At 38.7% G+C, this 22373-nt stretch carries 23 protein-coding genes and 1 tRNA gene; 12 read left to right on the top strand and 12 right to left on the bottom strand.

The window, feature by feature from the left end; all coding sequences use genetic code 11:
* Nucleotides 1-2: 2 nt before the first annotated feature.
* The 4 genes from AAFN64_RS17125 to AAFN64_RS17110 all read right to left on the bottom strand — a co-directional run bounded on the left by AAFN64_RS17125 (nucleotide 3) and on the right by AAFN64_RS17110 (nucleotide 3573).
* On the bottom strand, nucleotides 3-353 hold the full coding sequence (locus AAFN64_RS17125; RefSeq protein ID WP_300488740.1) for a phage holin family protein: 351 nt from the start codon (nucleotides 351-353) through the stop codon (nucleotides 3-5).
* Nucleotides 354-361: 8 nt separating this feature from the next.
* Complete coding sequence (locus AAFN64_RS17120; protein ID WP_300488743.1) at nucleotides 362-691, bottom strand: YtxH domain-containing protein; 330 nt, start codon at nucleotides 689-691, stop codon at nucleotides 362-364.
* 277 nt (nucleotides 692-968) lie between these two features.
* Nucleotides 969-1883, bottom strand: a complete 915-nt coding sequence (locus tag AAFN64_RS17115) for a sterol desaturase family protein (RefSeq protein ID WP_300488745.1) — start codon at nucleotides 1881-1883, stop codon at nucleotides 969-971.
* Between the two features lie 4 nt (nucleotides 1884-1887).
* Entirely contained in the window at nucleotides 1888-3573 is a 1686-nt protein-coding gene (locus tag AAFN64_RS17110; protein ID WP_347761405.1) for a glutamine--tRNA ligase/YqeY domain fusion protein, read from the bottom strand.
* Nucleotides 3574-3711: 138 nt separating this feature from the next.
* Between AAFN64_RS17110 and folB the strand changes: the two genes are divergently transcribed.
* Together folB and AAFN64_RS17100 are read left to right on the top strand one after the other, a co-directional pair.
* A complete protein-coding gene (gene folB, locus AAFN64_RS17105; RefSeq protein WP_136404342.1) occupies nucleotides 3712-4071 on the top strand; it encodes a dihydroneopterin aldolase in 360 nt (119 codons plus the stop codon).
* Nucleotides 4072-4172: 101 nt separating this feature from the next.
* Nucleotides 4173-4243: transfer RNA gene (locus tag AAFN64_RS17100), tRNA-Cys, on the top strand.
* Nucleotides 4244-4300: 57 nt separating this feature from the next.
* On the opposite strand, the gene AAFN64_RS17095 is transcribed toward AAFN64_RS17100, so the two are convergent.
* The 3 genes from AAFN64_RS17095 to rnr form a co-directional block, all read right to left on the bottom strand.
* A complete protein-coding gene (locus AAFN64_RS17095; RefSeq protein WP_300488753.1) occupies nucleotides 4301-4987 on the bottom strand; it encodes a LysE family transporter in 687 nt (228 codons plus the stop codon).
* A 191-nt stretch (nucleotides 4988-5178) separates the two neighbouring features.
* Nucleotides 5179-5868, bottom strand: a complete 690-nt coding sequence (locus AAFN64_RS17090; protein WP_300488755.1) for a head GIN domain-containing protein — start codon at nucleotides 5866-5868, stop codon at nucleotides 5179-5181.
* Between the two features lie 20 nt (nucleotides 5869-5888).
* On the bottom strand, nucleotides 5889-8069 hold the full coding sequence (gene rnr, locus AAFN64_RS17085; RefSeq protein ID WP_300488758.1) for a ribonuclease R: 2181 nt from the start codon (nucleotides 8067-8069) through the stop codon (nucleotides 5889-5891).
* A 113-nt stretch (nucleotides 8070-8182) separates the two neighbouring features.
* Here rnr and AAFN64_RS17080 point away from each other — a divergent pair, with 113 nt between their 5' ends.
* Nucleotides 8183-8422, top strand: coding sequence for a DUF2007 domain-containing protein (locus AAFN64_RS17080; RefSeq protein WP_136404338.1), 240 nt, complete (start codon nucleotides 8183-8185; stop codon nucleotides 8420-8422).
* Nucleotides 8423-8468: 46 nt separating this feature from the next.
* On the top strand, nucleotides 8469-8903 hold the full coding sequence (rpiB, locus tag AAFN64_RS17075; RefSeq protein ID WP_347067154.1) for a ribose 5-phosphate isomerase B: 435 nt from the start codon (nucleotides 8469-8471) through the stop codon (nucleotides 8901-8903).
* Between the two features lie 135 nt (nucleotides 8904-9038).
* Here rpiB and AAFN64_RS17070 read toward each other — a convergent pair whose 3' ends face one another.
* The 4 genes from AAFN64_RS17070 to AAFN64_RS17055 all read right to left on the bottom strand — a co-directional run bounded on the left by AAFN64_RS17070 (nucleotide 9039) and on the right by AAFN64_RS17055 (nucleotide 12287).
* Entirely contained in the window at nucleotides 9039-9815 is a 777-nt protein-coding gene (locus AAFN64_RS17070) for a polysaccharide deacetylase family protein (RefSeq protein ID WP_300488767.1), read from the bottom strand.
* Complete coding sequence (locus tag AAFN64_RS17065) at nucleotides 9812-10747, bottom strand: glycosyltransferase family 2 protein (RefSeq protein ID WP_347761404.1); 936 nt, start codon at nucleotides 10745-10747, stop codon at nucleotides 9812-9814. Before AAFN64_RS17065 ends, AAFN64_RS17070 begins: the two co-directional genes overlap by 4 nt.
* Nucleotides 10735-11925 carry a glycosyltransferase family 87 protein gene (locus AAFN64_RS17060; protein WP_347761403.1) on the bottom strand — a complete coding sequence of 397 codons (1191 nt, stop codon included), beginning with the start codon at nucleotides 11923-11925 and terminating at the stop codon, nucleotides 10735-10737. Before AAFN64_RS17060 ends, AAFN64_RS17065 begins: the two co-directional genes overlap by 13 nt.
* Nucleotides 11926-12014: 89 nt before the next feature.
* Nucleotides 12015-12287 carry a DUF1294 domain-containing protein gene (locus tag AAFN64_RS17055; RefSeq protein ID WP_347761402.1) on the bottom strand — a complete coding sequence of 91 codons (273 nt, stop codon included), beginning with the start codon at nucleotides 12285-12287 and terminating at the stop codon, nucleotides 12015-12017.
* 97 nt (nucleotides 12288-12384) lie between these two features.
* Here AAFN64_RS17055 and AAFN64_RS17050 point away from each other — a divergent pair, with 97 nt between their 5' ends.
* Nucleotides 12385-14508, top strand: coding sequence for a Tex family protein (locus tag AAFN64_RS17050; protein WP_347761401.1), 2124 nt, complete (start codon nucleotides 12385-12387; stop codon nucleotides 14506-14508).
* A 96-nt stretch (nucleotides 14509-14604) separates the two neighbouring features.
* Here the strand turns inward: AAFN64_RS17050 and tatA are convergent, their stop codons facing one another.
* Nucleotides 14605-14781, bottom strand: coding sequence for a twin-arginine translocase TatA/TatE family subunit (tatA, locus tag AAFN64_RS17045; RefSeq protein WP_136404332.1), 177 nt, complete (start codon nucleotides 14779-14781; stop codon nucleotides 14605-14607).
* 211 nt (nucleotides 14782-14992) lie between these two features.
* Between tatA and AAFN64_RS17040 the strand changes: the two genes are divergently transcribed.
* From AAFN64_RS17040 to rfbB, 7 genes are read left to right on the top strand one after another with little or no spacing between them, the layout of a single operon-like run.
* Nucleotides 14993-15856, top strand: a complete 864-nt coding sequence (locus AAFN64_RS17040) for a M23 family metallopeptidase (RefSeq protein ID WP_300488781.1) — start codon at nucleotides 14993-14995, stop codon at nucleotides 15854-15856.
* 7 nt (nucleotides 15857-15863) lie between these two features.
* Nucleotides 15864-16220 carry an SdpI family protein gene (locus tag AAFN64_RS17035; RefSeq protein ID WP_347761400.1) on the top strand — a complete coding sequence of 119 codons (357 nt, stop codon included), beginning with the start codon at nucleotides 15864-15866 and terminating at the stop codon, nucleotides 16218-16220.
* 6 nt (nucleotides 16221-16226) lie between these two features.
* Nucleotides 16227-17714, top strand: coding sequence for a GH3 auxin-responsive promoter family protein (locus AAFN64_RS17030; protein ID WP_347761399.1), 1488 nt, complete (start codon nucleotides 16227-16229; stop codon nucleotides 17712-17714).
* Entirely contained in the window at nucleotides 17714-18616 is a 903-nt protein-coding gene (locus tag AAFN64_RS17025; protein ID WP_347761398.1) for a carboxypeptidase-like regulatory domain-containing protein, read from the top strand. Before AAFN64_RS17030 ends, AAFN64_RS17025 begins: the two co-directional genes overlap by 1 nt.
* Nucleotides 18617-18659: 43 nt before the next feature.
* The gene (locus AAFN64_RS17020; RefSeq protein ID WP_347761397.1) at nucleotides 18660-20348 is read left to right on the top strand and encodes a hypothetical protein; all 1689 of its coding nucleotides are present in this window, start codon (nucleotides 18660-18662) and stop codon (nucleotides 20346-20348) included.
* A 15-nt stretch (nucleotides 20349-20363) separates the two neighbouring features.
* Complete coding sequence (locus tag AAFN64_RS17015) at nucleotides 20364-21350, top strand: hypothetical protein (RefSeq protein ID WP_347761396.1); 987 nt, start codon at nucleotides 20364-20366, stop codon at nucleotides 21348-21350.
* Between the two features lie 2 nt (nucleotides 21351-21352).
* A complete protein-coding gene (gene rfbB, locus AAFN64_RS17010) occupies nucleotides 21353-22369 on the top strand; it encodes a dTDP-glucose 4,6-dehydratase (RefSeq protein WP_347761395.1) in 1017 nt (338 codons plus the stop codon).
* The last annotated feature ends 4 nt before the right edge of the window (nucleotides 22370-22373 follow it).

The following is a 22373-nucleotide window of genomic DNA, read 5'->3' as shown; positions in this document are numbered from 1 at the left end:
AATTAATCATTAAAAAAGAATTCGGAGAATTTTTCCAGTATCGGGCCTTCCACGATTTTATCTTTGATATAGTAAACCACGATACAAAGGATCAGATAAATGACACCCACAATTAAAAAACCGAGTGCATAACTACCCAACATATTACCTAAAGCAAAGGCACCGGCTATAGACAAGAAAAGTACCATCAACATCAGGAAAATACTCAAAAGAAAAATTTTAAGTATCATCGTAGTCGATTTCATGGCTACTCTAAAAAACCAAAGTTTATAGTAGGCCACGTTGGAGTCGAATAATGCTTTGGCATTATCCTGGATTTGTTCGGTATTTTCTTTTAATTTTTCAAAAGCCATAGCCTACTTTATTTTGTTGCTTTAGCGTGTTGTTTTTTAAGATCGTCCAGTTTTTTTTCTAATGTTGCGATAATATCTTCGGTCTTATTATCAACGTTGGATACTAGATGATCAAATTCACTTTCCAAATCCATTTTGGCTCTGCTGAATTTATTTTTGAGGTTATGGGTTGCCTCGTTAAACTTGTCTCGTAAGTGATCTCTTTCATGATCGAAACCATCTTTAATTTTTTTTCGGGTTTTAGATCCTTTATCGGGAGCAAATAAAATTCCGACACCGGCACCGATAGCTGCTCCGGCTAAAAGTGCCAATAATGTGTTACCTGTGTTATTAGACATAATCTCACTTTTTAAAAATTAATAATTATAAACTTACGAATTTAATATTCATAAATACGTTAATAAGTCGTTAATAAAAACTTGTTTTTTAAAATAATGTGATTAAAAGCTATTTTAAAGTGTATTTTTTTAAAGATGTAAAATCTATTTACCTGAAAAAGATAATTGATTTAAAAGCGTTTTATGAAGTCAGTTTTAATAGATTTTAATAATAATTATTTTTATTTTAATTGATATAATATATAATAGAAAAAGGCTTCTTTTTAGAAGCCTTTTATCATTTTTGTCTATTTGCTTTTTCTTCAGCCCGAAGTTTAGCAGACGTTTTAAAATCTCCGGTATGTGACCATCCCGGTGGATAAAAAATATATTTTAGACGATCGGAAAATTTTAGCCCCGGTTGGGAAGCATCTCTCCAGATATCTTTCCATTCGTGGAATACAATATTAAGAGGTCCTTTATCTTCTATTTCGGAAGTAAGTCCGAAACGGACTTCCTCATAATTCGGATCTTCTTTTTCAAAAGTTCCAAACATACGATCCCAGATAATTAATCCCATTCCCATATTACGATCCAGGTAACGAGCGTTCGAAGCATGGTGTACTCTGTGATGGGATGGTGTTACCAGAATCCATTCTAAAATACCCATACTTTTCACGGTTTTGGTATGTACCCAGGTTCCGTAGATCTGAATAATCGCATAAGCGGCCATGATATGCCACGGATTAAAACCTAAAAATGCTATCGGTGAAAAGAACAAATAGCGGTATAAAGGCTGTAAAACCGGTGATCTAAACCCTGTGGTAATATTAAAATAACCGGAATTATGGTGCGTTACGTGTACAGCCCAGAACATTCTGGAGTGATGATCCACATAATGATGTACATAATAGGCGAAATCCTGTAAAAGGAAAACACCAATCCAATACCAAACACTGCTGTATTCCAGATCGAAAATGCGGTGTTCGTAAAAGTAGAACATAACCCCAATAGCAAAGGCTTTCATGATAATGTCCAAACCATAGTTTAGACATGCCATATAAATATTGGTAAGCGTATCTTTGGTATTATAGAAATGCTTTTTATGCGAATAGCTGTAAAACATTTCAAATAAGATGATTAGGATATGCAACGGAGCCGAATATAAATATACATTGGCTACGGCCTGTTCTCCAAAAAAATGATCTAACATAACTTTATTCTTTACTTTCTACTTTTGCCCATGTATCGCGAAGGCCAACGGTTTTGTTAAAAACCAGCTTATCAGCAGTAGTGTCGCGATCTACACAGAAATATCCCAAACGTTGGAACTGGAATCGGTCACCATCGACAGCCGTTTTCAGGCTAGGCTCCAGGTATCCGGTAATGATTTCCAATGAATTAGGATTTAAAAACTCCTTGAAATTAATATCTTTATTACCATCCGGATTTTCATGTGAAAACAAACGGTCGTAGATTCGGATCTCAGCCGGAACAGCATGTGCAACCGATACCCAGTGAATGGTACCTTTTACTTTACGCTGACTTGCTTCCGAACCACTTCCACTTCTACTGTCTTCATCATATGTAGCATGGATTTCGGTAATATTTCCATCAGCATCTTTAACCACGCTTTCCCCTTTAATGATATAGGCATTTTTTAAACGCACTTCTTTTCCAAGGGTCAAACGGAAAAATTTACTGTTAGCTTCTTCTAAAAAGTCTTCTCTTTCAATATATAATTCTTTTGAAAAAGGTACTTTTCTATAGGTCATTATTTCTTCTTCCTGATTGTTTTCGGCATCCAACCACTCCTCTTTTCCTTCCGGATAATTGGTAAGGATCAGTTTAACCGGATCCAATACGGCCATTACACGTGGTGCCGTTTTGTTTAGATCTTCACGAACGCAGAATTCCAGTAAGGAAACGTCAATCAGGTTATCGCGTTTGGCAATACCAATCGTATCGGCAAAATTACGGATGGCAGTTGGTGTATAACCTCTTCTGCGCATTCCGGAAATGGTCGACATTCTCGGATCGTCCCATCCGGTAACATGCCCTTCCTGAACCAGTTGTAATAATTTACGCTTACTAACAACAGTATGCGAAAGATTTCTACGTGCAAATTCACGTTGTTTCGGACGTACTTTGCCGGTATCAATAATCTGATCTAAAAACCAGTCGTACAATTCACGGTGCGGTAAAAACTCCAGCGTACAGAACGAATGTGAAATCTGCTCCAGGTAATCGCTTTCGCCATGTGCCCAGTCGTACATTGGATAAATACACCATTTTTCACCGGTTCTGTGGTGGTGTTTGTGTAAAATACGGTACATGATCGGATCACGCATTAGCATGTTGGTAGAAGCCATATCGATTTTGGCTCTTAAAATATGCGTACCTTCTTCGAATTCACCGTTTTTCATTCGTTCGAATAAATCCAGGTTTTCTTCTACCGAACGGTTTCGGTACGGACTATCAACACCCGCTTGTGTAGGCGTTCCTTTTTGTTTGGCCATTTCTTCCGAAGTCTGACTGTCGACATAGGCTTTTCCTTTTTTGATCAGCGCTACGGTCCAGTCATACAATTGTTGAAAATAGTCGGAAGCATAACATTCTTCTGCCCATTGGTATCCTAACCATTGTACGTCTTTTTTGATTGCATCTACGTATTCCTGCTCCTCTTTTGCCGGGTTGGTATCATCAAAACGCAGGTTAACCGGCGCCTGATAATCCAATCCTAATCCAAAATTAAGACATATGGAACTCGCATGGCCAATGTGTAAATAGCCATTAGGTTCCGGTGGAAAACGGAATCGCAATTTATCTTGAGATAAACCATTTTTTAAATCTTCCTCAATGATTTGTTCGATAAAATTTAATGATTTTTCTTTTGTTGACATAAAATAAAATTAGAAAGGCAAATTTACCAAAAATGTTGTTTATGTCGGTATAACTTTAAGGGGTTATTATCAAAATGGCTTTAAAAATTCGTACTTTTATCCGTCGAAGGACTAATCTATTATTGAATACGTTTAAAAATGGGAATCATTAAGTTAAAAAACATCCGTACCTTTTCGTTTCACGGATGTTTGGAAGAAGAAAGTAAAATCGGATCGGATTACAGTGTGGATTTGGAAGTAAAAACAGATTTACGGAAGCCGTCGGAAACAGATGAATTGGTCGATACGGTCGATTATGTACATTTAAACCGGATTGTTCGGGAAGAAATGGCGATCCGTTCGAAATTATTGGAACATGTAGCGAAGCGTATTCTGGTTCGGATTTTTAAGGAAATTCCTTCAGTATCGAGAATTACGGTAGCGGTCTCCAAGCTAAACCCACCAATTGGCGGCGATGTGGAAGCGGTTACGGTTCAAATGGAAGAATACCGTAGTTAACAGCCTGTTGAAAACGAGCGCATTATAAAATAAGTACAATAAAATGTCGAATTTGAATTTGAATTTCAAAATATTTTAGTAAGTTTGCGCCCTACAATACTGGCATCGTGGCCGAGAGGCTAGGCAGCGGTCTGCAAAACCGTCCACAGCGGTTCGAATCCGCTCGATGCCTCAGGAAACAAAAAGAGCGGTTATATTAACCGCTCTTTTTTATAACTATAATTTACTATTATTTTTTCTCTTCGATTTTTTCCAGTGTATTTTTTACAAATTCCTTTTCTTTAGGAAACCATCCCTGGAACATCAATACCAATCCAAAAACAATTAACAAAATACTGCTTAATTTTTTAACTTTCAGAATGTTAGAAGGAGTCAGTTTTTTACGAAGTTGTTTGGCTAATAAGATTTTTCCGATATCCGTAATGAAATAGGAACCAATCACCGCACTAAAAAACGTTAGCATACGGGAAGGCACCATATCCAGTTTAGGTCCGAAAGTAATGATAATTGCCAACCAGAATCCTAAAACCCCGATATTGATAAAATTAAGTAGGAATCCCTTGATAAAAAGGCTGAAGTAATCTCTTTTGATCAACTCAACAACTTCCTCGTCTTCTTCGACCGATTTGCTTTGTCTTCGAAGTTTAAAAAAAGTGATCATTCCATAAGTAAACATCAGGATACCGCCAAAAATAAATAAAGCGGGATCGTCCTTAATACTTTGAATCAGTCGGACACTACTAAAGTAAGCAATAGCAATAAAAACGATATCACCTAAGACTACTCCAACGTCAAATGACATGGCCGCGCGAAATCCTTTGGTAATACTGGTTTCCAAGAGAACAAAAAAGACAGGGCCGATCATAAAACTTAAAAAGAATCCTAACGGAATTCCGGTAAGAATATCGTCTATCATGAAAAGGTATTTAAGGTGAATAAGCGTAAAAACACTGTTACTACAATGTTAAATTACAAATATAGTTTAAAAAATCCGATAGGTTTAAAACGATTGTCTCAAATCGACCGGAAAACGGGTTTATTGTATAAAAGAAACCCCGACTACTCACTAGTCGGGATTTTATATATTTTGTTTCAGTTGTAACGGAATTATTTTTTGATTACGTCAATATTTCCGCCTGCAAAAGTTTTCTGATTTACTTTTTTAGGGTTTCCATAAATGGTAATGTCTCCGCCCGCTCTTGTTTTGGCATCTACCAGATCGGTTGCAAAAACATCGGCTTCACCACCGGCATTAACAGCTACAGTCGTTTGAGAGGTTTCGAAAGTTTTGGCATTTACAATACCACCGGAATTGATCACAATATCTTGGTTTTCGGCTTTACCATTTAATTTTACCACACCACCGGTAGTCGCGCGGACACTTGCTTTTTTAACATTCAAACCAACTTTTATCTGTCCGCCTTTGTTGGCATTTACAGTAAAGTCGACTCCTTTTACCATGACGTCGCTGGACACATAAGCACCTTCACTGGCTTCAATACTTTCGATATTTTTATAGAAAATGATGGCTGTAATATCTTCGCCTTTCAGAAATTTATCCAACGGCATACGGATTTTTAAATCGCCGTTTTTGTTTACAATTTCTACTTTTTCGGCGCCTTCACCTTTTAGTTCAATTTTGTTTTCGGAACCCGGAATCAATTGGGCCGATATTTTATCGAATACTTTTACCGCTGTAAAATCACCTACGTTTTTAGTCACCTGAGCAAAACCAAACTGGGTTGCCAATAGGAATGTGACCATTGCGAAACTGTTCTTAAAAGTTGTTTTTAGCATCGTTTTCTGTTTTTAAAATGTTACGAATCTTTCTTTTTGATAAAATGAAAATCCAGTTGTTTTTTAACCAGATCGGCATTTTTAACTTTTACGATGACTTCGTCGCCCAATTGGATGATATTATGTGAAATTTCGCCAACCAAAGCATATTGTTTTTCGTCGAACGTATAGTAATCGTCGCGGATTTCGCGGATACGTACCATTCCTTCGCACTTATTTTCAACAATTTCCACATAAATACCCCATTCGGTCACACCGGAAATAACGCCCAAAAACTCTTCGTCTTTATGATCCTGCATATACTTCACCTGCATATACTTGATACTGTCGCGTTCGGCATTGGCTGCCAGACTTTCCATAGTAGAGGAATGCATACATTTTTCCTCATATACTTCCGCATCGGCCGAAGCGCCGCCATCGAGGTAATGTTGTAGCAAACGGTGTGCCATAACATCGGGATAACGACGAATTGGAGATGTAAAATGCGAATAATAATCGAAAGCTAGTCCGTAATGACCTATGTTTTCGGTAGAATAACTGGCTTTGCTCATACTGCGAATGGCCAGAGTATCAACCAGATTTTGTTCTTTTTTGCCCTGTACATCTTCCAACAACGTATTCAGCGATTTTGAAATGGCATCTTTGGATTTAAAATTGATCGAATAACCGAATTTAGCGATTACGGTTTGTAAGTTGATCAACTTGTCCTGATCCGGTTCATCGTGGATACGATACACAAACGTTTTCTTTTGTTTTCCGATAAATTCCGCCACCTTTCGATTGGCCAGCAACATAAATTCTTCGATCAGATGGTTGGCATCTTTGGCGACTTTAAAATACACTCCGGTTGGTTCGGCATTTTCGTTCAGGTGGAATTTTACTTCTACTTTATCGAATGAAATAGCACCGTTTTGCATTCGTTTTTTTCTAAGGATCTTAGCCAGTTCGTTTAGTTTTAGCGTCGCTTCCACTATAGGCGCATCGACAGTATACTCGTTTCCGGTAAGCGAAATTTCGGCCGGAATCTGATTTCCTTCGGTTTCGATAATGTGTTGCGCTTCTTCATAAGCAAAACGCTGGTCGGAATAGGTTACCGTTCGACCAAACCACTGGTTAACCAATTCGGCTTTTTCATTCAGTTCAAAAACGGCCGAAAAGGTATATTTCTCTTCGTGTGGACGTAGTGAACAGGCAAAATTGGAAAGCACTTCCGGAAGCATTGGCACTACACGATCGACCAGATAAACGGAAGTCGCTCGTTGGTACGCTTCATCGTCCAATACGGTTCCTTCCTGAACATAATGGGAAACATCGGCAATATGGATTCCGATTTCATAGTTTCCATTTGGAAGTTTTTCGAACGACAAGGCGTCGTCAAAATCCTTGGCATCTTTCGGGTCGATTGTAAATGTAAGCGTATTCCGCATATCGCGGCGTTTTAGAATTTCGCTTTCCTGAATGGAAGTATCCAGTTTTTTGGCATAGGCCTCCACCTCTATCGGGAAATCGTATGGTAGTCCGTATTCCGCAAGGATCGCATGGATTTCGGTATTGTGTTCGCCTGGTTTTCCCAATACTTTTGTAACCACTCCAAACGGACTATCGGCTTTAGCCGGCCAGTCTTCGATATGAACCAGAACGACATCCCCGTTTTGCGCCTCTCCCATTTTTTCTTTCGGGATAAAGATATCGGTATACATTTTCGGATTGGCTGACGTCACAAAAGCAAAGTTCTTTTGGATATCGATCACACCAACAAAATCGGTTTTTTTGCGTTCGATAATTTCAACGACTTCCCCTTCCGGTCTGCGTCCTTTTCTGCGATTGTAGATATAAATTTTTACCTTATCGCCATCCAGAGAATGATTCAGATTATTGGTTGGGATAAAGACATCGTCTTCCAGATCCGGACAAACAAAATAAGCCGTTTTCCGACTGGTCATATCGATTACCCCTTCAAAATAATCAGCTTTTGTGATGATACGGTATTTACCGCGGTCCACTTCTTCGATCTTTTCTTTGGAGGTAAGGTATTTTAATTCTTTGATGATTTCATTCCGACTTTGGGTATCATTCAGTTCCAAAACAGCAGCTATTTGTTTGTAGTTGAATGTTTTGTTAGGATCTTTGGAAAGGATTTTAAAAATTTTTGCAGAAAAATCTTTCCCTTTATTACCTAACTTTTTGTGTTTCTTACTCATAAATTCTTTTCTAATATACTGCTAAAATTACGAATTAGTATTCACAATCGGGGAAGAAAGAATAAGAATTATAGAAATAATAACTTTTGTATCTTTAGCAAAACCTTTAAACGATGAATGAATTTGTTACGGTAGCCGTTTTTGATTATCCGCACGAAATTGCCGTGCTAAAGCATTTATTGGAGCAACAGGAAATCCGTTATTTTTTTGAAAATGAGACGATGATGAACATTGCGCCTATGTATTCGCAGGCTTTGGGAGGAATTAAACTAAAAGTACATCCGGATGATATTGAAGCCGTACGGGCGATTCTTAAAAAATTAAACGACGACACCAATTTAAAAATTGTTTAACAGTATTCTTTGCTAACTTTGCAGTAAACAAATAAACAACAACACAATGAGAATTTCAATTGGGAACGACCATGCCGGTCCGGACTATAAACAAGCGATTTTAAAACATCTGGAAGCCCAGGGTCATACGGTAACGAATCATGGGACAGACACTTTTGATAGTGTGGATTATCCCGATTTCGGTCACCCGGTTGCATTGGATGTTACAGAAGGAAGAGCCGATTTTGGTATTGTAATCTGCGGAAGCGGAAACGGTATCGCGATTACGGTTAACAAACACCAGGGAATCCGTGCGGCTTTATGCTGGACAAAAGAAATTGCGGCATTGGCACGTCAGCATAACGATGCGAATATTATCAGTATTCCGGCGCGATTTACCTCGATTCAACAGACTATCGAAATGGTGGATACCTTTTTGGCAACGGCTTTTGAAGGCGGACGTCATGCCAATCGTGTGAATAAAATCCCGGTTTGTCAATAGACCAGAGAATAAAGAGAAAAGAGAAAAGACCCGATAGGGTTATAATAAAAAGGCTTCCATTTGGAAGCCTTTTCTATTTGTTAAGCACACCTGACAGGTTTTTAAAACCTGTCAGGTGTAGCGGCTTAGTGTATTTTAGAGAATATCTTTAATAAACTCCTGAAAAGTACCGAATGGTAACTTGCTTTTTTTCATATTCGAAATAAACTGATCCAATCGGTTTTCCATTTTTACACCGGTATTTTTACGGACATAACCCGGGAATCCAAAACGTTCGAAATCGTCCAGATCGGTAAACTCCCACGGATGGAAATAAATGTTGAGGTACTTATCTTTTTTATAGGTCCATTTGGCAATGCGGCTATACAAACCCAACGGAAGATTGTGAAACGACAGCCAGAAAAGCGGAAACCGTACCAATGGACTCACTGAAGCCGGTATTTGCAAAACGTTGTCTTTCTTATAATAGGTCCGGGAAATATGCAGGTTGTTATACCTTCCGGGAAGATAAGTCGGATTAATCGAACTGTTATAAAGATATCCGGCTTTGGCCACTTCTTTTTCGTCTACCGGCATCATGCGCGGCATACGGAAACCGGTCACGGTCATACCGGACAATTCTTCCAGTTTTTCTTTGGATTCCTTTAAATGCGGTACTTCAAAATTGGAATGGTAATACGTATGTGAAGCCAGCTCATGCCCTTCCCTTTTAATACGTTCGATAATTTCGGGTGCATTAATAGCAAAAGTGGCCGTACTAAAGAACGTCGCTTTTACCTGATGTTTTTGGAGAATATCCAATATTGCATGCGAACCGGTAATAGATAACTGAATCTGATCATCGAATGAGATGTCTTTTCCGTATTCGAACGGCATGTCGAATTCTTCAATATCAAAACTTAATAAAATCATGACTGATCTTTTAAATTGGTAGAACGGATAATATAATTCGGTCGGTTTTTAGTTTGCATAAACATCTTACCTACATAAATACCAATAATTCCCAGCATGATAAGCTGTAAACCACCAAAGAAAACAATGGTAATAATAATAGATGCCCAACCGGAAACTTCAATATGATTATAAAATGCATATACCACATATGGGATATACAATAGCGATAACAGAGACATGATCAACCCTACATAAACAGCAGTATATAAAGGTTTTATGCTAAAAGAAGTCACACCATGTAAGGCTAGGCGGACCATTTTTTTAAAGGAATATTTACTAGTACCGGCAAAACGTTCGGCCGGTTCATAGCGGATACCATATTGTTTAAAACCAAGCCATTTGGTAAGTCCTCTTAAAAACGGTTCGGTTTCATGAAAGTTTCGGAACACATTTACTACAGTACGATCCATCAGTCTGAAATCGGCAGTACCGGCTTCGAGTTCGATATCCGAAAGGGAATTAACCAGTTTATAAAAAAGATTCGAACTGCTTCTTTTGGCTTTCGAAAGTCGTTTGTCTTCCTCACGAATGGTGTACACAATATCAAAACCTTCCTCCCATTTTTGAAGCATTTCAGGAATGATTTCCGGTGGATGTTGCGCATCGCAGTCCAATGAAATCACACAATCACCATAGGCATTGTCCAAACCGGCTTTTACCGCCAGTTGATGTCCGAAATTCTTGGAAAATTCCAAAAAATAAGCATTATTATAATTGTTTGCCAGTTCTTTTACGGTAACCAGTGTTTCATCCCTACTCCCATCGTCCACAAAAATAACCTCCCAGTTATACGGCAACGTACTAAAAACAGAATGAATGTTTGTAAAGATATTCCGGATATTATCCGCTTCGTTGTAAGCAGGAATTACAATAGAGACTAATTTTCGCATACGGTAACGGATTTAGGGTTGAAATCTTTTGTAAGCATTTCATAAATTATTGTAAACCAAATGATAACGCAAGGTAAAGCTTTTAACGCATGATTGCGGATAAAAACACGGGCAGCTTTCGGAAACAGATCCGTTGGCGATAAGGATGTTAGTAAAATCGCAAAAATCAGTAAGGCGATCTCCCATTTGGAATGTTGCGATTTACGCATAAACCAGATGGCCACACCGGTAAACGCAATGATATAAGTAGGCGATTCGGAGCCACTGCTAAAAATTACGGTAAAAATCAAGGTCGATGCCAGTAATAACAAACGAAACTCCAGGAATTGAAATTGTTTTATTCGGAGATAAGTTGCACCGAAAAGCAATACACCGCCCAGTAAAAACGGAGTATTCGGAATGGTAGGATCGCCCAAAGTCCGTCGAACCATTCCCATAAAGGAAATATCCTGATACGAATCCAGACTGATATTCGACGAATTTTTATAAACCAGGGTATTGAACCATTCTACGTAGGTATCGATAATAAACTTAGGCGACGACAAAAGCATCGGTACCACAAAAAGTACAACAGCCCAAAAAATAAGCCCAAGGATAAACTGAATTTTTTTCTGCGTAAAAAAGAAAAACGCCAGGCCAACGATTCCATATAATTTGATCATTGTACAACTTATAATAGGAAAAGTAGCGATTCCGTTTTTGTTTTTTAGCGTATAGGAAAAGGCAATCAGAATAGCACCCGTCAGGAAAATATTAAACTGAAAACTTAGCAAAGCCGTAATCAGTTCATTGGCGCAGATTAGCGCGATAATAGCCTTTACTTTATTCGAAAGCGGTAAACTTTTAATTCCGAAAGCAAAAACAAGTACACTGCATACATTCCATAACAGCATTCCCAAATAATCCGGTAATAGCGCAAAAGGAGCGATAAATAAGGCAAAAACAGGGCCATAGTGATTTCGATCCCAGTATTCGTCGGGATAATGCGCATAAAGCGATTTGGATTCGATTAAATGCCAGAACGTATATTTAAAAATCGAATAATTATTATAACTGCCGTGGTTATACTGTTTAATAGCGATTAAAGCCGCCACTGCCACGAGTAGACCAAAAATATATTTGGGTTGTAGCAGAAAAGAAAACCGGGAAAACTTATTTTTTGTAAGATTCGGTATCAAAATGTCTTGAATTTAGTAAGGGATTGGACAAATATATAGATTTCAGCGGAATTTTTCCGGACGGTTTTTATTATGATCAAATGATAATATCAAAGATCAAAATAATGTTTGAGCAGCATCAGTATTCCGATTTGCAAAACCAGCAACACCGAAAATTTCCATAGAAAAGACGGTTTTGCTATTTTATGCCGAAAAAGCAGCATCGCACCTATAGCACCGATACTTCCACCAATAAAACTAATAGCCAGCAATTTTTTTTCGGATATCCGTTTTCGTTGGGTAACCGCCAGCCATTTATCGATGCCAAAAACAACAAAAGCGAAAACATTCATGCTGAGGACATAACAGAATAATGGCTGCATTGTTATAAAATTTCTGCCAAAGATAGTATTTTAGCCTGCACAATCCGTTTTTTAAAAACAGGGTTTGCGACATTTTAACAAGCAATTTATTTATAGGATGACGAATATTGAGTATATACTAAAGCATGTTTCGACGGCTCCAAAGAACATAGAAAGTACCTTACAGCTTTTGGCAGAAGATTGTACGATACCCTTTATTGCCCGTTACCGAAAAGACAAAACCGGAAATCTGGATGAGGTTGTTATTGAACAGATTGCCAAATTAAATGCGGCTTTCGAAGCCATTATTAAACGAAAAGAGGCCATTTTAAAATCCATTGCGGAACAGGATGCTTTAACACCGGAACTGAAACAGAAAATAACCAATAGTTTCGACCTGAACGAATTGGAAGATTTTTACCTTCCGTATAAGAAAAAAAGAAAAACCAAAGCCGACGTAGCCCGTGAAAACGGATTGGAACCGCTGGCTAAAATTATCATGGCACAAAATGCCGATGATCTCGATTATATCGCATCGAAATACCTGAATGACAAAGTGGGGAATGAAGACGAAGCACTTCAGGGTGCGCGTGATATTGTAGCCGAATGGATTAATGAAAACATGTATATCCGTAAAAATCTGCGAAGAATGTTCCAGCGTAAAGCCGTGATCGAAACCAAAGTGGTAAAAGCGAAAAAAGACGAAGAAGGTGCCAAAAAATTCGAACAATACTTCGAATGGTCGGAACCGATAACCAAAGCACCGTCACATCGTTTACTGGCCATGTTACGTGCGGAAAACGAAGGCTATATCAAATTAAAAGTCGATATCGAACAGGAGGAAGCGCTGGAGTTTATCGAAGAAAACATCATTAAAAACAAGAAAGAGACGGCCACGCATCTCAAAAAAGCGATTGGCGACAGTTATAAAAGATTACTGGAACCGGCGATTTCGAACGAAACCTTACAGGAAGCGAAAGCGAAAGCTGATGCAAGTTCGATTCAGGTATTCGCCGGAAATTTAAATCAATTGCTACTGGCACCGCCATTGGGTGAAAAACGGATTCTGGCAATCGACCCGGGATTCCGAACCGGATGTAAGGTGGTTTGTCTGGACGAAAAAGGGGATTTGTTATATAACGAAACCATTTTCCCGCATGCGCCACAAAATGACACCGCGATGGCAATGAAAAAAATCCGCTCGATGGTCAATTCCTATAAGGTCGATGCGATTTCGATTGGAAATGGAACAGCTTCCAGGGAAACGGAATTTTTTATTAAAAAAATAGCTTTCGACAAGCCGATACAGGTATTTGTGGTAAGCGAAGCCGGAGCGTCGGTATATTCGGCGTCCAAAATTGCCCGTGACGAATTTCCGAATTACGATGTTACCGTACGTGGTGCCGTATCGATCGGAAGACGATTATCGGATCCGTTGGCCGAACTGGTAAAAATCGACCCGAAATCGATAGGAGTAGGGCAGTACCAACATGATGTCGATCAGACGCAGCTTAAAAGCGAATTAGATACCGTGGTTACCCGTTGTGTAAACTCCGTTGGAATTAACCTCAATACGGCGAGTAAATCGTTGTTGAGTTATGTGTCCGGAATAGGCGAGAAGATGGCCGAAAACATTGTGACGTACCGATCGGAAAACGGCGCTTTCGAAAGTCGGAACCAACTAAAAAAAGTACCGCGACTGGGTGAAAAAGCCTTTCAACAGGCGGCGGCTTTTATCCGAATCACGAATGCAAAAAACCCATTGGACAATTCTGCGGTACATCCGGAAGCCTACGGAATTGTTGAAAAAATGGCAAAAGACCTTAAAATATCGGTTAACGATTTGATTGCCAACAAAGAAAAAATAAGTGCGATACCATTGGAAAACTACGTCACCGATGCGGTTGGACTTTTAAGTTTAAAAGACATTATAAAAGAGTTGGAAAAACCGGGACTGGATCCGAGGAAAGCGGCCAAAGTATTTGAGTTTGATGCCAATGTTAAAACGATCCGGGATTTGCGCACCGGAATGGTATTACCGGGAATTGTAAATAATATTACCAATTTCGGATGTTTTGTGGATATCGGAATCAAGGAAAGCGGATTGGTTCATATTTCCCAGCTCAAAGAAGGATTTGTGAGCGATGTAAACGAAGTGGTAAAACTACACCAGCACGTACAGGTAAAAGTGACCGAAGTCGACGAAGACCGCAAACGAATACAGTTAAGCATGATACTGTAAAGACAAATAAAAAGAGGCTGTAAAAAATAAACAGCCTCTTTTGTTTTTAAAAAGTCGTTTACTTTTACAGCCTCTAAAAAAAAGTATTACAAAAAATTACTCTTTGGTTTCGTCTTTCTTAGGAGCGGAAGGTTGATCGTCCTTAGCAGCATTTTTGAATTCTTTAATTCCGGAACCCAAACCTTTCATTAGTTCAGGAATTTTTTTACCACCGAATAAAAGTACAATTACCACTACGATCAGGATTATTTCTGTTGCACCAAGCTTTCCCATTGTTACTGTGTTTATTATTTCAAAAAATTAATTCGTAAATCGAGAGAACAAAGTTAGGTATAAATACAATTAGACGAATAAATAATTGAGGCTTTTTAAAGATAAGGGGCTAAATTTAGGATTTCTTTAACCTAAATCACAAAAATCAATATAGGTGCAGGGTTAAGAAAGCCGGTATTAAATTATTATATTTGTGAATTAAAAGAATATAATGTCTGCGAAGCGACTAAAACGACAGCTTTTAAAAAAGAAATTATTCAATAAAAACCGATTGGTTATATTGAATGAAGATACGTTTGAAGAGATATTTTCTCTGAAGTTAAATCTGATGAACGTTTTTGTGAGTCTCACCGTATCTACGATATTCCTGATTACCGCCACCACGTTTATTATTGCCTTTACACCTTTACGGGAATACATCCCGGGTTATTCTTCGACCAAACTTAAAAAGGAAGCCACACAACTGGCCATAAAATCCGATTCGTTGGAACAAGTGATCCGGCAGAACAACCTGTATGTGGAGTCGATTAAAAAAGTGCTTACCGGCGATCTGGACTATGCCAAGTTAAACAAAGATTCCATTAAGGTAGAAGACAAAAACACGGAGGTCGCGGATCTGAATCCGTCGCAAACCGATTTAAAACTACGGGAACAGGTTCGACTGGAAGACAAATACAATGTTTTCGAAAAAGCCAAACCAAGGGTAAATCTGGTTTTATTGCCACCGGTAAAAGGACATATTGTAGAAAAATACAATTCCAAAAACAAACATTATAATATTAGTGTTGCGCTGACAAAAAATACACCGATTAAATCGATTGCAAACGGGACGGTTGTTTTTTCCGATTGGACGCCAACCAACGGACAGGTGATCATCATCAGACATAACGACGGGATTATTTCGGTTTATAAACGAGCGGCATCCTTAACCAAATCGGAAGGGGATGTGGTTAAATCCGGAGAAGTGATTGCTTTGGCCGGAATTACCGGAACCTATCCGGATGTACAATTACACTTTGAACTCTGGAAAGACGGTTATCCGATCGATCCGACTCAGTTTATTGATTTTGAATAACCTAACTATGGAGTGGACAACAAATCTGTTACAGTTACCTTTATTATGTGGTGGAATTTTTATCCTTGCCGGGCTAATTCAGTATTGTTTTCCGCCTAAAAAAATAAACAGTTTATACGGATACCGTACATCGGGTTCTATGAAATCGCCGGAACGATGGCAATTTGCACAAAAATATTCCGCGATAGAATTGATCAAAAGTGGTGGTATATTGATAGTACTGGCAATGACACCTTTGATATGGCCCAGCCTAAAGAATGGTGAATTCGTTATAAGTATGGCTCTGGTATTGCTTTTTGTTTTTATTCTGATATACCGAACCGAAAAAGCATTGAAAAAAAAGTTTGCCGATAATCCTAAATAAAATCAAATGTCGATAAAATCGATTGTTGCTAAAGTACTAGCTGGAAAAATTTATAAGAATACGCGAAAATGGGCGGACAATCCGGTTGCAACCCAACAAAAAATATTTTGGGAACTGATTCGTTCGGCTCAAAACACCCAATTTGGAAAAGACCATCAGTTTGAGACGTTCACATCGGTAGACGATTTCCAGAAACAGGTACCGGTTCGCGATTATGAACAACTGCGACCTTATATCGACAAGATGTTAACAGGTGAGGCTGACGTATTATGGAAAGGAAAACCGTTATACCTGGCCAAGACGTCCGGAACGACTTCCGGAGCCAAATACATTCCGCTAACAAAAGAATCGATGCCGTATCATATTGAAGCGGCACGGAATGCCATTTTACATTATATCCATGAAACCGGAAACGCATCGTTTGTAGACGGCAAAATGATTTTTTTACAGGGAAGTCCGGTATTGGACGAGAAAAACGGAATCAAACTGGGCCGACTTTCAGGGATTGTGGCGCATTATGTTCCGAAATATTTACAAAAAAACCGGATGCCAAGCTGGGAAACCAACTGTATTGAAGATTGGGAAACCAAAGTCGACGCGATAGTAGAGGAAACCTTCCACGAAAACATGACGGTCATCTCCGGAATTCCGTCGTGGGTACAGATGTATTTTGAAAAACTAAAAGAAAAAGGCAATAAACCGGTAGGCGAAATCTTTAAAAACTTTAACCTGTTTATCTACGGTGGCGTGAATTACGAACCCTATCGGGCGAAATTCGAAAACCTGATTGGACGCAAAGTCGACAGTATTGAATTATTTCCGGCTTCCGAAGGCTTTTTTGCCTATCAGGACACCCAGAAAGAAAAAGGAATGCTACTGTTGTTGAATTCGGGTATCTTTTACGAGTTTATCAAAAGTGACGAATTTTTCCAGGAAAACCCAAAACGCTATACCATAGGTGAAGTAGCACTGGGAATCAATTATGTTTTGATCATTTCTACAAACGCCGGATTATGGTCTTATAATATAGGCGATACCATTCAATTTACGAGTTTGCAACCGTATCGGGTACTGGTTTCGGGACGCATCAAACATTATATTTCTGCATTTGGTGAACACGTGATCGGAAAAGAAGTAGAAGCCGCGTTAAAAGAAGCGATGGAAAATACCGATGTACGGGTTAATGAGTTTACCGTAGCGCCGCAAATTACACCGACCGAAGGTTTACCGTATCACGAATGGCTGATTGAATTTGAACAGGAACCGGAAGACATGGTCATATTCGAACAAAAACTAGACAAAGCCATGCGGGCACAAAACGTCTATTATGACGATTTGATTTCAGGAAATGTATTGCGAACGGTGGTTGTGACAAAAGTAGCCAGAAATGCATTTCAGGAATATATGAAGTCCGAAGGAAAACTGGGTGGCCAAAATAAATTACCGCGCCTTTCGAACGATCGGAAAATTGCCGATAAACTGAAGAAAGAATAATGTATAAGGCGTTATTTTTTCTATTGTTCCTTTCGATAAGTAGTTCGGCACAAATACGAGGAACTGTCGTTGACGAAAACCAACAACCGGTCGCCTATGTGAATATCTGGGTTGAGGATGAAAATAACGGAACAACAGCCGATGGGAACGGAGATTTTACTATTTTCGAGAAAAATCCGGAGAAGGTTTTAGTGTTCAGTGCGTTGGGCTATGAAACAGCGAAAGTAAAAGGTACCGAAGCGGCCAACGTTGTGTTAAAGCAGCGTCCGTTACAGCTTCAGGAAGTTATGATTGCCGGAAAAAAAGGCAATAAAACGATAACCGTTGGCGATTATAAAAAAGGAGGAATCAACCATTTCTTTTCCAGTGGAAAAAATCCGTGGATTGTAGCGCGCTATTTTCCGTTTGATGGGAACAGTGCCAAAACATCCTATCTTAAGGAGTTGATGATCATGACCGACTCGGAAGTGAATCCGGCAAAGTTTATCCTGCATTTTTATGAAGTAGCGGAAGATGGAAGTCCGGGAAAAGACCTAACCGATACAATTTTGCTGATCGAAGCGGCAAAAGGAAAACAAAACACCGTGGTAAAACTGGATGGCTATGATTTGGAAATCGGAAAAAAAGGCATCTTTGTAGCCGTCGAATGGCTTATTATCGACGAAAACAAATATGATTTTAAAATGGCATCAAATGATGCCGCTTCGGGGAGTTATACCGTTAGTAACTTTTCCGGAACCCGGTACGAACCCAGAATAGGGACAATACCGTCTGAAGAAAGTACTTCCTGGCGGTTTACGATGGGACGATGGTCGCGATTTGACAAACCAATCCAATCGGGTATCGGGAAGTATAACAACAAGTTTAATGAACTTGCGATAAAGTTAACTTTAACAAACTAAAAAATAAAAATCCTACATTTGTGGGTTACTAAATAGAAAGCATATGAAAGAGATTAAAAACATTTCGCGTTCACGCGCACAGGAATCATCGGCAGCAATTGAACGTTTGTACATTACCATGCGTCATTTGTTTAACAGAGGATTCTATAAACCCATGGGTATTTCGGGAGAAACTTTACGCGAAGCGTTATTGTCGTTACGTCCGGAAATATATGGGACGATTGCAGAAGAAAAAGTAGAGTTAAACGGATTACTATATGTAATTGAGCGTTTACCCATTGGTATTGAAGAATGCCGTTATATCAACCTGACCTCGGATGAAGGGTATTCGAAGTCGCATTTTCAGGCGATAGTACCGCCAAAAAGAAGACGAAACTGTTACCGTATCGATGACGAGCAGATGAATATCGAAATTACCCGTGGCCGTTCGGATATCTATGATATTTTAACGCACCTTACTTTTATTTTTATCGAATCGCATAAAATCAAAGACCGGGTATTAATCGATGAAGATGGTCGTTTAACACGTGACTGGGAAAAACTGGAGCAGGTTATCCTTCAGAATAAAAAACTGACGTTGGTAGAACGCGAAAAAGCGATTTCGCATGTATCAAATATTTTAGGAAGAACGTTTGCTGAGGTATTGGATATTTACGACAGTTTTGCAACCCAACAAGCACCGGAACGTTTTCTACACATCATTTACTGGTTAGGGAAACTGGCGATAGAAGAGGTGGTCGACAATAACAAGCGAACCATTACTTTTAGCCCGATTCTGAGAGAACGTTTGGGACACCATATCCATGGAGAGATCTGGGCGAACAACATCAAAAAAGTTTTACTGAAAAATAAATTAATCCACCGTCCGATTCATGTGATCAGTGCGAATATGCACAGTGTGATGAATTCCTTATTTGCGACACACGTATTAAAAGGAAAATTCAAAGACCAGTCGGATTTTGTGATTTACGAAGAACTGAGCAAATCATCCAATAATGATTTACGAGCGAAAGCGGAAGAATTCGCGATAAAACACGGTATGATTTCGCTTCCGGATACTTCGGGAACGAACATTGACGTTCAGATTTTCGATACGGCAAAAATTGACTGGAACAAATCGGCATTTCCAAATGCAAAAGTCGAAGGCGAACATCCGGTGATTATCGTGATGGATTATGCCTTTGGTGAGCAGGCCTACGAAACGATCGACGAACTATTAAAACCGTATAAAGACGGACAGGAAAAAGTATTCCTGAACGTAGAATCGGTTTCGATTATGGGTAAAGCCGGTATTTTAGAAGGAGGAAAAGGCGACATCATGATTCCATCGGCACATATCAACGAAGGAACAGGAGATAACTATCCGTTTGACAATGAACTTTCGGCCGAAATGTTTGAAGGAAATGAGATTCCGGTTTTTGCAGGACCAATGATAACGGTATTAGGAACATCGTTACAAAATAAAGACCTGTTAAAATTTTTCCACGAATCGACCTGGGGTGTGATTGGACTGGAAATGGAAGGAGCCTACTATCAGAAAGCCATTCAGTCGGCTTCCAAAATTAGAAAAAGTATCCCGTCAAATGTAAAAGTACGCTATGCGTATTATGCATCGGATAACCCATTGGAAACTGGAAGTACATTAGCTTCGGGAGGATTAGGAACAACCGGAGTTAAACCAACGTATTTAATTACGATTAAGATTTTAGAGCAAATTTTTAATATAAAATAAAACCTATCACTTACTATGAATAATAACTCTAACGCGACGCATTCAGAAGATCAGGAAATCGATTTGTCACAAGTTTCCAAGAAAATTGGAAATGCCTTTCAGTACTTTTTAGACTGGATTTTCGATGGTGTCTTATTTTTAAAACGCAATATAATAATCATATCCATTTTGTTTATTATAGGAGCAGGATTAGGATTTTATCTGGATAAATCAGAAAAAGTATATAGCAATCAAATAATAGTAATTCCTAATTTTGAAAGTGTTGATTATTTGTATGCCAAAGTAGAGTTATTAAATGCAAAAATTAAAGAACGTGATTATACGTTTTTAACTGGTTTAGGTATAAAAGAACCTAAGAAAATATCGAAGATTGAAATTGAACCCATCATCGATATTTATCGTTTTATCGATAATAGTGAAGAGAACTTCCAGATGATTAAATTGATGGCTGAAGACAACGATATGCAAAAAATATTGGAAGACAAAATCACAAGTAAGAATTATAAATTCCACACGATATCTTTTTTAACGCATGGATTAACACAAAGAAATACTACACTGGAACCGTTAATGAAGTTCTTTAACGATAGTGATTATTATAAAAATGTTCAGAAAGAAAAAATCAAAAATCTGGAGCTAAAAATTCAAACAAATCAGGAAACGGTTAACCAAATCAATGGGATTTTAAACCAGTTTTCGGAAAATACCAGTTCGCAACAAAAAAGTGATAAGTTGGTTTACTATAATGAAAACACGCAGTTAAATGACGTGATCAAAACGAAAGACCAATTGGTAAATGAGTTAGGCTATCTGAATGTGCAGATGAATGATTTTAAAGAAATTATAAAAGAAAGTAGTTCCACAATAAATGTACGCAATACCAAATCGGTTAATGGTAAAATGAAACTGATTTTGCCGGTACTTTTTGTCGGATTGTTTTTATTAGCCGGAATGCTGCGTTCTTTCTATAAAAAACAAATGATTAAAAGAAACTTAGTATAAGCATGAAAAACATACTGATAACCGGAGGTGCGGGATTTATAGGAGCCAATTTTGTAACCTATTTTATAGAAGGGAATCCGGATATAAACGTAGTTAATTTAGACAAGCTGACCTATGCAGGAGATTTGGCCAATCTGGAAGAAGTGGCCAATCACAGTCGTTATACTTTTGTACAAGGCGATATCTGCGACCGTGAGTTGATCGAGACGCTTTTTGAAAAATATGATTTTTCGGATGTGATCCATTTTGCAGCCGAGTCGCATGTGGACAATTCAATCTCTGGACCGGAAGCTTTTATCCGAACCAATGTCATCGGAACATTCAACCTGTTGGATACCGCTCGTAAACATTGGATGACGGGACCGAATCACTATAAAGAAGGATATGAACAATCGCGTTTCCATCATATTTCAACCGATGAGGTTTACGGAACGTTAGGTGCCACCGGATTGTTTACAGAAGAAACATCCTATGCGCCCAATAGTCCATATTCGGCTTCAAAAGCCTCTTCCGATATGATTGTAAGAAGTTATTTTCATACCTATGGAATGCAGGTGGTAACGACAAACTGTTCCAATAATTACGGTCCGAAACAGCACAATGAAAAACTGATTCCAACCATTATCCGCAAAGCGATTTCGGGAGAAAACATTCCGATTTATGGCGATGGACAAAATGTAAGAGACTGGTTGTATGTGTTGGATCACTGTAAAGGAATCGAATTGGTTTTTAAAAACGGAAAAGCAGGCGAAACCTATAATATCGGAGGACGAAACGAGCGCAACAACCTGTATATAGCCAATACAATTTGTGAGCTATTAAACGAAATGCAACCTAAAACCGAAGGCCGTTATCAAGAACAGATTGTTTTTGTAAAAGACCGCCCGGGACACGATTTGCGTTATGCGATCGATGCAACTAAGATCGAAACGGAATTGGGCTGGAAAGCCGATGAAAATTTCGAAACCGGAATTCGGAAAACCATTGCCTGGTATCTAAACAAATTTGACAAAAAATAATAAA

It is taken from the genome of Flavobacterium sp. CAU 1735 (genome assembly GCF_039888695.1).
Classification (GTDB): Bacteria; Bacteroidota; Bacteroidia; order Flavobacteriales; family Flavobacteriaceae; genus Flavobacterium.
The sequence above is the reverse complement of the archived record's forward strand: the minus strand, read 5'-3'. Positions and strand labels throughout refer to the sequence as shown.